This window comes from Duganella vulcania (genome assembly GCF_009857655.1).
Lineage (GTDB): Bacteria > Pseudomonadota > Gammaproteobacteria > Burkholderiales > Burkholderiaceae_D > Rugamonas > Rugamonas vulcania.
This window is the reverse complement of sequence record NZ_WWCX01000124.1, coordinates 1-15,038: the sequence shown is the minus strand read 5'-3', so window position 1 is coordinate 15,038 and position 15,038 is coordinate 1. Positions and strand designations below refer to the sequence as shown.

Annotated in this window: 11 protein-coding genes and 1 pseudogene; all 12 read left to right on the top strand. The window is 66.4% G+C overall.

The window, feature by feature from the left end; all coding sequences use genetic code 11:
* Positions 1–1,906, top strand: a 1,906-nt coding sequence (locus tag GTP90_RS32090) for a heparinase II/III family protein (protein WP_254452143.1), incomplete at its 5' end; no start/stop codon positions are given.
* A gap of 33 nt (positions 1,907–1,939) precedes the next feature.
* On the top strand, positions 1,940–3,250 hold the full coding sequence (locus GTP90_RS32085) for a nucleotide sugar dehydrogenase (protein WP_161087317.1): 1,311 nt from the start codon (positions 1,940–1,942) through the stop codon (positions 3,248–3,250).
* Positions 3,234–4,481 carry a glycosyltransferase family 4 protein gene (locus GTP90_RS32080; protein ID WP_161087316.1) on the top strand — a complete coding sequence of 416 codons (1,248 nt, stop codon included), beginning with the start codon at positions 3,234–3,236 and terminating at the stop codon, positions 4,479–4,481. The genes GTP90_RS32085 and GTP90_RS32080 overlap by 17 nt, the downstream gene beginning before the upstream one ends.
* On the top strand, positions 4,478–5,479 hold the full coding sequence (galE, locus tag GTP90_RS32075) for a UDP-glucose 4-epimerase GalE (RefSeq protein WP_161087315.1): 1,002 nt from the start codon (positions 4,478–4,480) through the stop codon (positions 5,477–5,479). Before GTP90_RS32080 ends, galE begins: the two co-directional genes overlap by 4 nt.
* A gap of 9 nt (positions 5,480–5,488) precedes the next feature.
* Positions 5,489–6,649: a nucleotidyltransferase family protein gene (locus GTP90_RS32070; RefSeq protein ID WP_161087314.1), complete on the top strand. Its 1,161-nt coding sequence runs from the start codon at positions 5,489–5,491 to the stop codon at positions 6,647–6,649.
* Positions 6,646–8,061: a mannose-1-phosphate guanylyltransferase/mannose-6-phosphate isomerase gene (locus tag GTP90_RS32065; RefSeq protein WP_161087313.1), complete on the top strand. Its 1,416-nt coding sequence runs from the start codon at positions 6,646–6,648 to the stop codon at positions 8,059–8,061. Before GTP90_RS32070 ends, GTP90_RS32065 begins: the two co-directional genes overlap by 4 nt.
* A gap of 265 nt (positions 8,062–8,326) precedes the next feature.
* On the top strand, positions 8,327–8,866 hold the full coding sequence (locus tag GTP90_RS32060) for an FxDxF family PEP-CTERM protein (protein WP_161087312.1): 540 nt from the start codon (positions 8,327–8,329) through the stop codon (positions 8,864–8,866).
* A gap of 102 nt (positions 8,867–8,968) precedes the next feature.
* Complete coding sequence (locus tag GTP90_RS32055; RefSeq protein ID WP_161087318.1) at positions 8,969–9,958, top strand: TIGR03790 family protein; 990 nt, start codon at positions 8,969–8,971, stop codon at positions 9,956–9,958.
* 176 nt (positions 9,959–10,134) lie between these two features.
* Entirely contained in the window at positions 10,135–13,161 is a 3,027-nt protein-coding gene (locus GTP90_RS32050) for an ExeM/NucH family extracellular endonuclease (RefSeq protein WP_161087311.1), read from the top strand.
* 10 nt (positions 13,162–13,171) lie between these two features.
* A complete protein-coding gene (locus tag GTP90_RS32045; protein ID WP_161087310.1) occupies positions 13,172–13,804 on the top strand; it encodes an NF038129 family PEP-CTERM protein in 633 nt (210 codons plus the stop codon).
* A 184-nt stretch (positions 13,805–13,988) separates the two neighbouring features.
* Positions 13,989–14,729, top strand: a complete 741-nt coding sequence (phoB, locus tag GTP90_RS32040; protein WP_161087309.1) for a phosphate regulon transcriptional regulator PhoB — start codon at positions 13,989–13,991, stop codon at positions 14,727–14,729.
* Positions 14,726–15,038, top strand: a pseudogene (locus GTP90_RS32035) (helix-turn-helix transcriptional regulator); the annotation flags it as partial. The gene phoB and the pseudogene GTP90_RS32035, both read left to right, overlap by 4 nt.

The following is a 15,038-nucleotide window of genomic DNA, read 5'->3' as shown; positions in this document are numbered from 1 at the left end:
CGCGTTCCTGCCCGCCGCGACCCCGCTGGCGGACGCCCCGGCGCTGTTCGCCGCGGCGGACGCCATCCTGGCCGGCCGCTGGAACGTGTTCGCGCTGCGCGGCGTGGAGCTGGGCTTCCCGCCGCAATGGAACCGCGATCCGAAGACCGGCACCCAGGCGCCGATGGGCCTGGGCAAGGCCATTGACTACCGCAGCGAGCGCGTGGTGGGCGACATCAAATACCTGTGGGAGCCGAGCCGCCACCTGGAGCTGGTGACCCTGGCGCAAGCGTGGCGGGCCAGCGGCGAGCAGCGCTACGCCGACGGCGCCCGCGCGCTGCTGCAATCGTGGTTCGACCAGTGTCCGTATCCGCAGGGCGTACACTGGACCAGTTCGCTTGAACTGGCGGTGCGCCTGCTGAACTGGGCCTTCGCGTGGGAGCTGCTGGGCGGCGCCGCCTCGCCGCTGTTCGCCGGCGCCCGCGGCAAGAAATTCCAGCGCCAATGGCTGGACAGCATCTACCAGCACTGCCATTTCATCCAGGGTTATTTCTCGCGCCACTCGTCGGCCAACAACCACCTGTTCGGTGAGTACATGGGCCTGTTCGTGGCCAGCCTGGTGTGGCCGTGCTGGCCCGACTCGGCGCGCTGGCTGGCGCTGTCCAAGCGCGGCCTGGAAGTGGAGGCGCTCAAGCAGAACACCGCCGACGGCGTCAACAAGGAACAGGCGGTATACTACCAGCACGAAGTGATGGACATGATGCTGCTGTGCCACCTGGTTGGCCAGGCGCACGGCGTGGCGTTCGCGCCGGCCTATCTGCAGCGGCTGGAAAAGCTGGCCGACTTCTTGGCCGCGCTGCTCGACGCAGGCGGCCACATGCCGATGACCGGCGACGCCGACGACGCCCAGATGGTGAGGCTGTCGCACGAAGCCGGCTGGTCGCCGTACCGCTCGCTGCTGGCCAGTTGCGCGCTGCTGTTCGGCCGCGCCGACTTCAAGCGCAAGGCCGGCGCGCTGGACGACAAGACCCGCTGGCTGTTCGGTGACGCCGGCCAGCAGCGCTGGGACGCCCTGGTGCCGGCCGGCGCCGAGCAGCCGGTGATGGCCTTCCCGGAAGGCGGCTACTACCTGCTGGGCCAGCATTTCGGCGGCCCCGGCGAGGTGCGCCTGGTGGCCGATTGCGCGCCGCTCGGCTACCTGTCGATCGCCGCCCACGGCCACGCCGACGCGCTGGCGTTCACCCTGTCGCTGGGCGGCGAGGAATTCCTGATCGATCCCGGCACCTACGCCTACCACACGCAAAAATCCTGGCGCGACTATTTCCGCAGCACGGCCGCGCACAACACGGTGTGCGTCGACCACCAGGACCAGTCCGAAATCGGCGGCAACTTCATGTGGCTGCGCAAGGCCAACGCGCGCCTGCTGGCGCACCAGCTGGCCGGCCCGGTGCAGCGCTTTGAAGGCGAGCACGACGGCTACAAACGCCTGGCCGATCCGGTCATGCACCGCCGGGTCGTCGAGTTCGATACGAACAGAAATACCGTCGTTGTCAAAGACATATTACAATGTCGGGCGCAGCACCATGTTGCACTGCACTGGCAGCTGGCCGAGGGATGCCGTACCGAGCTGGAAGGCGGCCTGGTGCGGGTTCTGGGGCAGCGCAGCGAATTGCAACTGCGCTGTGGCTTCGGCGGCGGCGCCGAGTTGTTGCGGGGCAGCGAAGCCCCGATCGGCGGCTGGATTTCGCGCAGATTCGACGAAAAGACTGCTATCGACACGTTAAGATGGCAGGGTACCGTCAACGGTACGACAGAAATAGTGACTGAGCTGCGGCTGCTGGTCAACGCCGTGGCGGAGGCCGCACCGGAAGCGGCGCGGGGCGGCATTCAGACAGGAACGCAAGTAGGTACGCAAGTAAGTATTTAACGGTGGCATCGACAATTCATTGAGGAGTATATTTTGAAAATCAGTATTTTTGGCCTGGGCTATGTTGGCGCAGTTTCCGCCGGATGTCTCGCCACCGACGGCCATGAAGTGATCGGCGTCGATCCCAACCGCACCAAGGTCGACCTGATCAACCAGGGCACCACCCCGATCATTGAAAAAGACATCGGCGAAATGATTGCCGCCACCGTCAAGTCCGGCCACCTGCGCGCCACCACCGACGTGCACGACGCCGTCATGGGGTCGGACATGTCGCTGATCTGCGTCGGCACGCCATCGCAGCTGAACGGCAACCTCGACCTGAGCCACGTGCGCAAGGTGTGCGAGCAGATCGGCGCCGCCATCAAGGACAAGGCCGGCTTCCACGTGGTGGTGGCGCGCAGCACCATGCTGCCGGGCTCGATGAGCAGCGTGGTGATCCCGACCCTGGAAGCGGCCTCCGGCAAGAAAGCCGGCGTCGACTTCGGCGTCTGCAACAACCCCGAATTCCTGCGCGAGGGCACGGCGGTGTACGATTACTACCACCCGCCGAAAACCGTGATCGGCGAGAGCGACGAGAAGGCCGGCGCCATGCTGGTGCAACTGTACGAGAAAATGGACGCGCCGCTGGTGCGCACCAACGTCGAGACCGCCGAAATGGTCAAGTACACCGACAACACCTGGCACGCCGTCAAGGTGGCGTTCGCCAACGAGATCGGCAACATCTGCAAGGCGGTCGGCATCGACGGCCACAAGGTGATGGAGATCTTCTGCCAGGACACCAAACTGAACCTGTCGTCCTACTACATGAAGCCGGGCTTTGCCTTCGGCGGCTCCTGCCTGCCCAAGGACGTGCGCGCGCTGACCTACAAGGCGCGCAGCCTGGACCTGGACCTGCCGCTGCTGAACGCGGTGCTGCCGTCGAACCAGAGGCAGGTCGAAAAGGGCCTGAAGATGATCATGGACAAGGGCGCGCGCAAGGTCGGCATCCTCGGCTTCTCGTTCAAGGCCGGCACCGACGACCTGCGCGAATCGCCGCTGGTGGACGTGATCGAGAACCTGCTGGGCAAGGGCTACGAGCTCAAGCTGTACGACAAGAACGTCAACCTGGCCGCGCTGACCGGCGCCAACCAGGACTACATCCTGAACCACATCCCCCACATCTCCAAGCTGATGGTCAACTCGATGGAGGAAGTGCTGGCCTTTGCCGACACCATCGTCATCGGCAACGGCGCGGCCGAGTTCAAGACCGTGCCGGGCCAGCTCAAGCCGGGCCAGCAGCTGGTCGACCTGGTGCGCATCAGCACCGAACAGAGCGGGGGACAGTACGATGGCATCTGCTGGTAAGCGCCGCGTCCTGATCCTGGTCGAAAACCTGCCGTCGCCGTTCGACCGGCGGGTCTGGCAGGAGGCCACCACGCTGCACGCCAACGGCTACCTGGTGTCCATCATCTGCCCGACCGGCAAGGGCTACGAGAGCCGCTACGAGCAGATCGACGGCATCCACATCCACCGCTACAGCCTGCCGCTGGAAGCGGAGGGCGCCAAGGGCTACTTGGTGGAATACTCGCTGGCGCTGTTCCACACCTTCCGCCTGGCGTGGAAGGTGCATTTCGCGCGCGGCTTCGACATCATCCACGCCTGCAATCCGCCCGACCTGCTGTTTTTGATCGGCGGCTTCTTCAAGCTCCTGATGGGCAAGAAGTTCTTGTTCGACCACCACGACATCAACCCGGAGCTGTACGAGGCCAAGTTCGGCCGCCGCGACTTCTTCTACAAGCTGATGGTGCTGTTCGAGCGCTGGTCGTTCAAGACCGCCGACGTCTCGATCGCCACCAACGAGTCGTACAAGAAAATCGCCATCGAGCGCGGCGGCATGCCGGCCGACAAATGCTACGTGGTGCGCAGCGGACCCAAGCTGGACCGCCTGCGCGTGCTGCCGCCGGTGACCGAGCTCAAGCGCGGCCGCCGGTTCCTGGTCGGCTACGTCGGCGTGATGGGCGCGCAGGAAGGCATCGACCTGCTGCTGCAGGCCGCGCAATACCTGATCCAGACGCTGGGCCGCACCGACGTGCAGTTCGGCCTGGTTGGCGGCGGCACCTCGCTCGAACAGATGAAGCAGATGGCGGCCGACATGGGCATCGCCGACTACGTCACCTTCACCGGCCGCGTGCCGGACCAGCAGCTGCTGGAAATGCTCAACACCGCCGACGTCTGCGTCAACCCCGACGTGGCCAACGACATGAACGACAAGTCCACCATGAACAAGATCATGGAGTACATGGCGCTGGGCAAACCGATCGTGCAGTTCGACCTGGTCGAAGGCAAGGTGTCGGCGCAGGAAGCGTCGCTGTACGCGCTCAAGAACGACCCGGTCGACATGGCGCGCAAGATCGTCGAGCTGCTGGACGACCCGGCCCGGCGCGAGCGCATGGGCGCCTACGGCCGCCACCGCGTGGTCAACGAACTGGAATGGGAATACGAGGCGCCCAAGCTGCTGGCCGCCTACGAGCGCTTGTACTCGGCCGACGCGCCGCTGCCAGGTGCGGTCTCGACCTTACGGAAAGAGGGCAAATGAAGATACTCGTAACTGGCGGTATGGGCTACATCGGCTCGCATACCGTGGTGGAATTGCTGGCGGCCGGCCATGAAGTGGTGGCGCTGGACAACCTGTCCAACGCCAAGGCCTCGGTGCAGGAACGCGTCGAGCGCATCGCCGGCAAGCCGTTCACCTTTGTCGAGGGCGACGTGCGCGACCGCGCCGCGCTGGAGGCGGTGTTCGCCACCCACCGGATCGACTCGGTGATCCACTTTGCCGGCTTGAAGGCGGTGGGCGAATCGGTCGAGCAGCCGCTGCGCTACTACGACAACAACGTCACCGGCAGCCTGGTGCTGTTCGAGTGCATGGCCCAGGCCGGCGTGAAGTCGCTGGTGTTCAGCAGCTCGGCCACGGTGTACGGCGACCCGGCCTCGGTGCCCATCCTCGAACACTTCCCGCTGTCGGCCACCAATCCCTACGGCCGCAGCAAGCTGATGATCGAAGAGATGCTGCGCGACCTGTACAAGGCTGATCCGAGCTGGAGCATCGCGCTGCTGCGCTACTTCAACCCGGTGGGCGCGCATGAAAGCGGCCTGATCGGTGAAGAGCCGAACGGCATCCCCAACAACCTGGTGCCCTACATCGCCCAGGTGGCGGACGGCCGCCGCGAGCGCCTGTCGGTGTACGGCGGCGATTATCCGACCCCGGACGGCACCGGCCTGCGCGACTACATCCACGTGGTCGACCTGGCGCTGGGCCACCTAGCCACGCTGTCCAAGCTGGCGACCGGTGCCGGCATATTCACCTACAATCTGGGCACCGGCCGAGGCAACAGCGTGCTGGAGATGGTGCGCGCATTTGAAGCGGCCAGCGGACGTCCCGTGCCGTACCAGGTGGTGGCGCGCCGCGCCGGCGACATCGCCGCCTGCTACGCGGACGCCAGCCTGGCCGAACGCGAGCTTGGCTGGAAGGCTCAGCGCAATGTTGAGCAAATGTGCGCCGACTCCTGGCGCTGGCAGACCACGCCCACTGATTAGGAGGCCAGCATGAAAGCAATGATACTTGCGGCAGGCAAGGGTACCCGCGTGCGTCCCCTGACGTATGATTTGCCCAAGCCCATGATCCCCATCCTGGGCAAGCCCGTGATGGCCTACCTGATCGAGCATCTGCACAAGTACGGCGTGACCGAGATCATGGTCAACGTCAGCTATCTGCATGAGAAAATCGAAGAGTATTTCGGCGAGGGCCACCAGTACGACGTGCAGATCGGCTACTCCTTCGAGGGCTACACCACCGACGACGGCGAGGTCGTGCCGCAGCCGCTGGGCTCGGCCGGCGGCATGAAGAAGATCCAGGAGTTCGGCGGCTTCTTCGACGACACCACCATCGTGTTGTGCGGCGACGCGCTGATCGACCTCGACATCAAGTCGGCCCTGTTCGAGCACCGCCGCAAGGGCGCTCTGGCCTCGGTCATCACCAAGGAGGTGCCGTGGGATAAGGTCTCCAGCTACGGTGTGGTGGTCACCGACGACAACGGCCGCATCACCGAGTTCCAGGAAAAGCCCAGCCAGCAGGAAGCCAAGTCCAATTTCGCCAGCACCGGCATCTACATCTTCGAGCCCGAGGTGATCGACCTGATCCCGTCCGGCCAGACCTTCGACATCGGCTCCCAGCTGTTCCCGCTGCTGGCCGAGAAGGGCATGCCGTTCTACGCCCAGACCCGCAACTACAACTGGATCGACATCGGCAGTGTCACCGACTACTGGGAGACCTGCCAGAGCGTGCTGATGGGCGAGGTGGCCCACCTGCACATGCCCGGCATCCAGATCAACGACGGCCTGTGGGTCGGCCTGAACACCAGCATCGACTGGGCGGGCACCACTATCGAGGGCCCAGTCTACATCGGTTCCGGCACCCGCATCGACGCCGGCGTGCACATCGTCGGCCCGACCTGGATCGGCCACGGCAGCCACATCTGCGCCGGCGCCAAGGTCGTGCGCAGCGTGCTGTTCGAATACACCCGCGTGTTACCGAATGTTTCGTTAAATGAAATGATCGTGTTTAAGGACTATAGTGTCGACCGCGCCGGCGAGATGAAGCACGTGTCCGAGACCGATCCCGATTCCTGGGCCAACGCCCGCGACCGCCGCAGCAAGCGTCGCACCGAACACAGCAACGAATTAACAGATAAGAGAATGCGAGCATGAAAATTTACCCAGTGATCCTGTCGGGCGGTTCCGGCACCCGTTTATGGCCGTTGTCGCGCGCCGTGCTGCCGAAGCAGCTGCTGCCGCTGGTCTCGGAGCGCACCATGTTGCAGGACACCGCGCTGCGCCTGCACGGCCGGCCGCAGATGATGGCGCCGCTGGTGGTGTGCGGCAACGAGCACCGCTTCCTGGTCGCCGAGCAGATGCGCGAGATCGGCGTCGCGCCGCTGGGCATCCTGCTCGAGCCGGTCGGCCGCAACACCGCGCCGGCCGTGGCCGCCGCCGCCCACTATCTGCGCGCCATCGATGCGGACGCCGTCATGCTGGTGCTGCCGGCCGACCACGTGATCGATAACGTCGACGCCTTCTACGCCGCCATCGAACACGCCGCGGCCATGGTGGACGGCGGCGCGCTGGCGACGTTCGGCATCGTGCCGACCGCGCCGGAAACCGGCTACGGCTACATCCGCAGCGGCGCGCCGGCCGCCGCCGCCCACTGCTACAGCGTCGACCGCTTTGTCGAGAAGCCGGACCGCGCCACCGCCGAGGGATTCGTCGCCGCCGGCAACTACTACTGGAACAGCGGCATGTTCCTGTTCCGCGCCGACAGCTACCTCAAGGAGCTGCAGCAATACGCGCCGGCCATCGCCAGCGCCACCGAGGCCGCAGTCGGCAAGGACTACCGCGACCTCGACTTCTGCCGCCTGGACGAAGCCTCGTTTACCGCCTGCCCGTCCGACTCGATCGACTACGCGGTGATGGAGCACACCCGCCACGCCATCGTGGTGCCGGCCGACATCGGCTGGAACGACGTCGGTTCGTGGTCGGCGCTGTGGGAAGTGCAGCCGCAGGACGGCCAGCGCAACGCCACCCGTGGCGATGTGTACCTGGACGACGTCAGCGGCTCGCTGGTGCGCGCCGAGAGCCGCATCGTGGCCGTGGTCGGTGTCAAGGACGTGGTCGTGGTGGAAACCAACGACGCCGTGCTGGTCTGCCACAAGGACCAGGTGCAGCGCGTCAAGAACATCGTCGACCACCTCAAGACCAAGCAGCGCACCGAGCACCTGCACCACACCAAGGTCTACCGTCCGTGGGGCTGCTACGAGGGCATCGACGTGGGCGAGCGCTTCCAGGTCAAGCGCATCACCGTCAACCCGGGCGGCAAGCTGTCGCTGCAGATGCACCACCACCGCGCCGAGCACTGGATCGTCGTCAGCGGCACCGCCCGCGTGACCTGCGGCGATGAGGTGACGCTGCTGACCGAGAACGAATCGACCTACATCCCGATCGGCGCCACGCACCGCCTGGAAAATCCGGGCAAGCTGCCGCTGCACCTGATCGAGGTCCAATCCGGCAGCTACCTGGGCGAGGACGACATCGTCCGCCTGGAAGACGTTTACCAACGCGCCTGACCCGCTTGTCCACGGCGGCCCCGGCCGAGCAGCGGGGGTCGCCGTTTTCCCGTCTTTGCGTAGGCCCCGGCCTACGCCTCCCGCAACATCCCGATTTCCCCTCTGAGCGCCGCTGGCGCCCGCCTGCGTGCGCCTGGCCGGCCCAGCCACGCGCGATTGCCGCGTCACCGCGATCGTCCCGGCGGCCGATGCTAGGATAAATCCGCAGTGATCGAGCAACCGGCGGCAGCGCGTAGGCAACCGCCTTTTTTAAGGGAGGTGAAGTATGAAGCGTACACAAACCATCATCGCGGCATTGGTGCTGGCGGGCGCGGCCGGCGTGCCGCTGGCGCGCGCGGCCGACATCAGCCAGGGCGTGCAAACCCTGGACCTGAGCGGCGGCGCGGCCGTGCTGATGCATGAATTCGGCGCCGGCAACGCCGGCAACACGTTCAGCGACCGTTATAATTTCACGACCGCCAGCGGCGAAATGCTGGGCGCCCTGGTCAGCAGCCTGAACCTGGCCGACGCCGGCCTGGGCGGCGCCAGCTTCGACAGCTTCAAGCTGTACAACTCTGCCGGCTTCTCGCTGGACGGCGTGAAGCAATCGGCGCCGGGAGCGACGGCCGAGGTGTGGACCATCGGCGCCCACCACCTGCCGGCCGACAGCTATTACCTGATGGTGAGCGGCACGGTGCGCAACGCGGCGGCCGGCAACTATGTCGGCTCGGTGGCCGTGAGCGCGGTGCCGGAACCGGCCACCTACGGCATGCTGCTGGGCGGCGCCGGCATCGTCGGCTGGCTGGCCCGCCGCCGTAAGGTCTGACAATGGCGCTATAATTCCAACGGAAGCCGCCGCTTCCGTTTTTTTTTGCCACCTCAACCGCGATCGACCCACTTGCGACTTTTCTTACTTTCCCTGGCCACCATGCTGGCGCTGTCCGGCGCGGCCCGCGCGCAAAACGTCCCCGTCGCCGGCCTCAGCGCCGCCCAACTGGCGGTGGTCATCAACGACGACGAGCCCAACAGCGTTGAGCTTGGCGAGTACTATCAGAAAGCGCGCAATATTCCTGCCGCTAACATGGTGCATGTGCGCATCCCGCACCGGCCGCGCAAGCTGGACGCCGACCAGTTCGACGCGCTGAAAGCGCAGATCGACGCCAGGCTGGGGCCCGACATCCAGGCCGTGCTGATGGTGTGGACCGCGCCGTACGCGGTCGAGTGCAACTCGCTGACCTCGGCCTACACGCTGGGCCTGGACAGCGGCTTGTGCGCCAAGAGCTGCGCCCCGAGCAAGCCCAGCAGCTACTTCAATTCGGCCTCGGCCAAGCCCTACACCGACTACCGCATGCGCCTGTCCATGCTGTTGCCGACCGACTCAGTGGAAGCGTCGAAGGCCCTGATCGACCGCGGCGTGCTGGCCGGTTTCGCCGTGCCGACCGCCACCGCCTATTTCCTGAAGACCAGCGACGCCGCGCGCAGCAGCCGGGCGCGCTTCTTTCCGCGTTCGATGACGGTGCCCTCCAGGAAGCTGACCATCAAGACCCTGGAGGCCGACAGCATCGAGCAGGCCGGCGACATCATCGTCTACGAGACCGGCCTGAGCCAGGTGCCCAAGCTGAACACGCTGAAATTCCTGCCGGGCGCGCTGGCCGATCACCTGACCTCGTACGGCGGCGACTTGCTGGCCGAGGGCGGGCAGATGAGCAGCCTGCGCTGGCTGGACGCGGGCGCCACGGCCAGCTACGGCACCGTCAGCGAGCCGTGCAATCATTGGCAGAAGTTCCCCAACTCCACCGTGCTGCTGGGGCAATATTTGCGCGGCAACACCGCGATCGAAGCCTACTGGAAGAGCGTGGCCTGGCCCGCGCAGGGCGTGTTCGTCGGCGAACCGCTGGCCGCGCCTTACCGCCACTGATGCCGGTCAAGGGCGGGACAACAGAGCGCGGAGGGCGCCGAACCATGTGTTAGTCCGAACGGACTAAAGGTATGTCATCAAGGCGTCAATCCGCCGGCTTAATATGCAAAATGCAATTTCTGAAATCATTTTGTTAAGACCGGCGCGCCGACCTTTTTTCTACCCAGGACCCACACATGAAAACAACCTTCCACTTGCCGAACGCCCAGGCTGCCTCCACGCCGGGCCGGCGCACCATCATCGCCGCCGCCCTGATGGCGGGCCTGTCGGCCTCGGCCCACGCTGATTCGCCGGTCGTGATCAGCCAGGTGTACGGTGGTGGCGGCAACTCCGGCGCCACCATCAAGAACGATTTCATCGAGCTGTTCAACCGTGGCACGCAGCCGGTCAGCCTGGCCGGCTGGAGCGTACAGTACGCCAGCGCCTCCGGCTCCTCGTGGCAGGTGACCAAGATCAGCGGCAGCCCGGTGCTGCAGCCCGGCCAGTACTACCTGGTGCAGGAGGCGGCCGGCACCGGCGCCGGCGCGCTGCTCACGCCCGACACCACCGGCACCATCCCGATGAGCGGCAGCGCCGGCAAGGTCGCGCTGGTCAACGACGGCAACGCCTTGTCCGGCGCCGCCCCATCCGGCGGCACGCTGGTCGACTTGCTGGGCTTTAACGCCGGCTATTTCGAAGGCGCCAACGGCCCGGGCCTGAGCAACACCACCGCCGCGCTGCGCGCCAACGGCGGCTGCACCGACACCGACAACAACGGCAGCGACTTCACCGCCGGCGCGCCCAACCCGCGCAACACCGCCAGCCCGCTGCATGCGTGCGGCGTGCCGACGGCGCCGCCTATCGTCGCCAGCTGCCCGGCCAGCCTGGCCATGGCGGTCGGCTTCGCCGGCAGCGCTGACCTGAGCGCGACCGACGCCGACGGCATCGTCAACAGCGCGGTCATCACCTCGACCGCCGTGCCCGGCATCAGCCTGGTGAACTTCCAGGCCGCCTCGGCCGCCGGCGCCAACGCCACCGTCAGCCTGAGCGTGGGCGCCGGCGTGGCGCAGGGCAGCTATCCGGTCGTGGTGCGCTTCGATAACGACCAGTCGCAGCAGGCCAGCTGCACCATCAACGTCAGCGTGGCCTCGCCCACCGGCGTCACCCACACCATTCCGCAGATCCAGGGCCCGGGCGAGACCAGCCCGTACGCCGGCACCGTGCAGACCACCGAGGGCGTGGTCACGGCCAAGGTCGGCTCGGGCTTCTTCCTGCAGGACCCGCTGGGCGACGGCGATCCGCTGACCTCGGACGGCATCTTCGTCTACACCACGGCCGCCAACAGCGGCACCGTGCAGGTCGGCGACCAGGTCCGCATCACCGGCACCGTCACCGACTACGCGCCGGTGGCCGGCGGCCACGCCTACACCGAGCTGCAGAACATCAGCGCCATCGTCAAGACCGGCAGCGGCATCGCCGTCACCCCGACCAACATCCAGCTGCCGTACGCCAACCTGGGCCAGGTCGAAGGCATGCTGGTGCGCTTCACCAACGCGCTGACCGTGTCGCAGCTGGAGTTCCTGGGCGACCGCGGCGAAGTGACGCTGTCGTCCGGCCGCCTGGAGGCGCCGACCAACCACTACCGCGCCGGTTCCAACGAAGCCAAGGCGCTGGCGCTGGCCAACGCCGGCAACCAGATCGTGCTGGACGACGGCGTGTTCACCACGCCCGCCACCATTCCCTACCTGGGCGCGGATGGTTCGCTGCGCGCCGGCGACACCGTCTCCGGCCTGACCGGCGTGGTGGACTTCGGCGCCAAGGGTGGCGGCGGCGCCGCCTTCAAGCTGCAGCCGACCGTGGCCCCGGTGTTCTCGCAGGATAATCCGCGCACCGCGCCGCCGGCCCTGGTCGCAGGCAACATCAAGGTCGCCAGCGCCAACGTGCTGAACTACTTCACCACCTTCACCAACGGCACCGACGTCGAAGGCCACACGGGGCAGGGCTGCTCGCTGGGAGCCAGCGTCAGCAAGTCCAACTGCCGCGGCGCCGACAACCTCAACGAGTTCAACCGCCAGACCGCCAAGATCGTCGGCGAACTGAAGTCCATTGACGCCGACGTCTTCGGCCTGATGGAAATCCAGAACAGCGGCGAGTACACGGTCGGCTACCTGGTCAAGGCGCTCAACGAGGCGATCTCGCCGGGCACCGGCTTCCAGACCTACGCGGTCGTGCCCAAGCCGGCCTCCACCGGCACCGACGCCATCCGCGTGGCCATGATCTACAAGCCGGCCGCGCTGACGATGGTGGGTAGCGCCATGTCCGACGCCGACAGCATCAACAACCGTCCGCCGATGGCGCAGACCTTTGCCGCCGCCAACGGCGCCAGGTTCTCGCTGATCGTCAACCACCTGAAATCGAAGGGCAGCTGCCCGGCCGGTTCCGGCGGCGACGCCGACAAGGGCGACGGCCAGAGCTGCTGGAACGCCACCCGCGTCAACCAGGCCACCCGCCTGGTCACCACCTTCGCGCCGCAAGTGGCGGCCGCCGCCGGCGACGCCAAGGTGCTGATGATCGGCGACTTCAACTCCTACGGCATGGAAGATCCGATCAAGGTCATCACCGACACCGGCTACGTCAACCAGCTGGAGCGCTTCGTGCGCGGTGGCGGCGGCATGCCGTACTCCTTCGTGTTCAACAGCGAGGCGGGCTACCTGGACCACGCGCTGGCCAGCCCGGCGCTGACGCCGTCCGTGGTGGACGCGGCCGAATGGCATAACAACGCCGACGAGCCGACCGTGGTCGACTACAACACCGACGGCAAGCCGGAAGACAAGTACACCGCCGCGCCGTACCGCGCCTCCGACCACGACCCGGTCGTGATCAGCCTGAACCTGGCCGCGCCGTACAGCGACGTCAGCGCCAGCGTCAAGGCGTCCGCCACCGGCCTGGTGTTCAACCGCGCCACCGGCAAGTACAGCTCGACGTACTCCATCACCAACACCGGCGCGGCCGCGCTGAGCGGTCCGTTCCAGGTCGAGTTCGACGGCCTGCCGGCCGGCGTCACGCTGAGCAACGCCAGCGGCAGCCACGCCGGCGCGCCGTACATCACGGTCAACGCCGCCACGCTGGCGCCGGGCGCCACCGTCTCGTTCGCGCTGAGCTTCAGCAAGACCGGCACGGCCAACATCAGCTACACCACCAAAGTCTACAGCGGCAATTTCTAAGGATATGACCATGTTCAAACCAAACTTTTCCCTCACCCTGCGCCATGCCGCGATGGCGCTGGCCCTGGGCGTTGCCTGCGCCGGCGCGGCGTCGGCCCAGACGCTGCACGTGGAGCTCAACACCGCGTCGCTGGTCAATACCGGCTTCCTGGACCTGCAGTTCAATCCTGCGAACACTCCGGCCAGCTTCGCCAGCGCCACCATCAGCCACCTGTCCGGCTTTGGCGACCTGTCCGGCGTCGTCCTGACCGGCAACGTGCAGCAGAACGCCGGCGGCTTCGTGTTCGGCAACACCACCGATTACAACGACCTGTTCCAGGGTATTGCGTTCGGTGGCAAGGTCAGCTTCGACGTCACCTTCGGCGGCCTGTCCGACGCGTCGCCGGCGGCGATCCAGAGCAAGTTCGCCGTGTCGCTGTTCGGCGCCGACGGCACCACGGCGCTGGGCAACTTCAACCCGCAGGACAGCACGCTGATGTCGATCACCTGGCAGCCGACCGCCGGCGCCGGCGTGCTGTCGGCGGACATCACCGACCACGCGATCGCCGGCGTCAGCGCGGTGCCGGAACCGTCGACCTGGGCCATGCTGGGCGCCGGCCTGGCGCTGGTGGGCATCGCCCGCCGCCGCAAGCTCTCCGCCTGAATTTGACGGCTGCAAAAAAACGACACTTCGGTGTCGTTTTTTTGCATGTAGACGGCCACTTCTAAATCGCAAGCGAGACAGACTGGCACTGGATATATATCGCCAAGCTCTGAATCCGCGATGGAAATCATATTAGTATTGCCAGATTGCTTGTTGCATAGTGATTCCTTTGCACGGATTTGCCATGCCACCCGCCCATATCCTTGTCATTGAAAACGAGCCTGCGATCCAGGAACTCATCGCCCTCAACCTGAGCATGGCGGGCCACACCGTAGCCCGCGCGCGCGACGCCGAAAGCGCGCTGCTGATGCTGGAAGACGGCCTGCCGGCCATGATCATGACCGACTGGAACCTGCCCGGCCAATCCGGCCTGTCGCTGATACGCCGCCTGCGCGCGCAGCCGCGCACGCGCGACCTGCCCATCATCATGGTGACGGCCCGCTGCGGCGAACCGGACAAGATCATGGCGCTGGAAAGCGGCGCCGACGACTACATGACCAAGCCCTTCAGCCCGCGCGAAATGGTGGCCCGCGTGCACGCCTTGCTGCGCCGCCTGCGCGCGCCGGCGCCGCCCGGGCAGGCGGCCGACACGGTGCAGATGGCCGGCCTGCGGCTCGATCCGCACACGCTGCGCGTGACGGCCGGCGCCCGCGAGCTGGCCATGGGCCGGGTCGAATTCAAGCTGCTGAACTTCCTGATGAACCACCCGGAACGGGTGCACACCCGCGCCCAGTTGCTGGACCAGGTCTGGGGCAACGCGGTCTACCTGGACGAGCGCACCGTGGACGCCCACGTCGGCCGCCTGCGCAGCGCGCTGCAGCCCAGCGGCCACCAGGAGCACATCGAAACCGTGCGCGGCAGCGGCTACCGCTTCGTGGCCTGGGAGCAGGGCGCCGGCGCGCTGCGGGAAACGGCGCGGGCATGACGATGGACGCACTGGTCATCCTGAGCAAGGTGGAGCAGGAATACCTGCTGCACGCGATCGAGGCGGTGCTGCCGGTGCGGCAACCGCGCCAGCTCTGCCTGTGGACGCAGGGCCAGTTCCAGGCGCTGCTGCCGCACCAGATCATGGTCTGCCTGCAGTTCGGCGCGCAGGACGAGGTGCAACATGTCGAATGCATGCACAGCACGGTGCTGGACGCCGGCCTGCTGGCCCGCCTGGGCGACAAGGCCGACGGCCTGGCGCTGCGGCTGGCGCGCCACTGCCGCGACGGCCTGCGCCTGCCGGCCATGC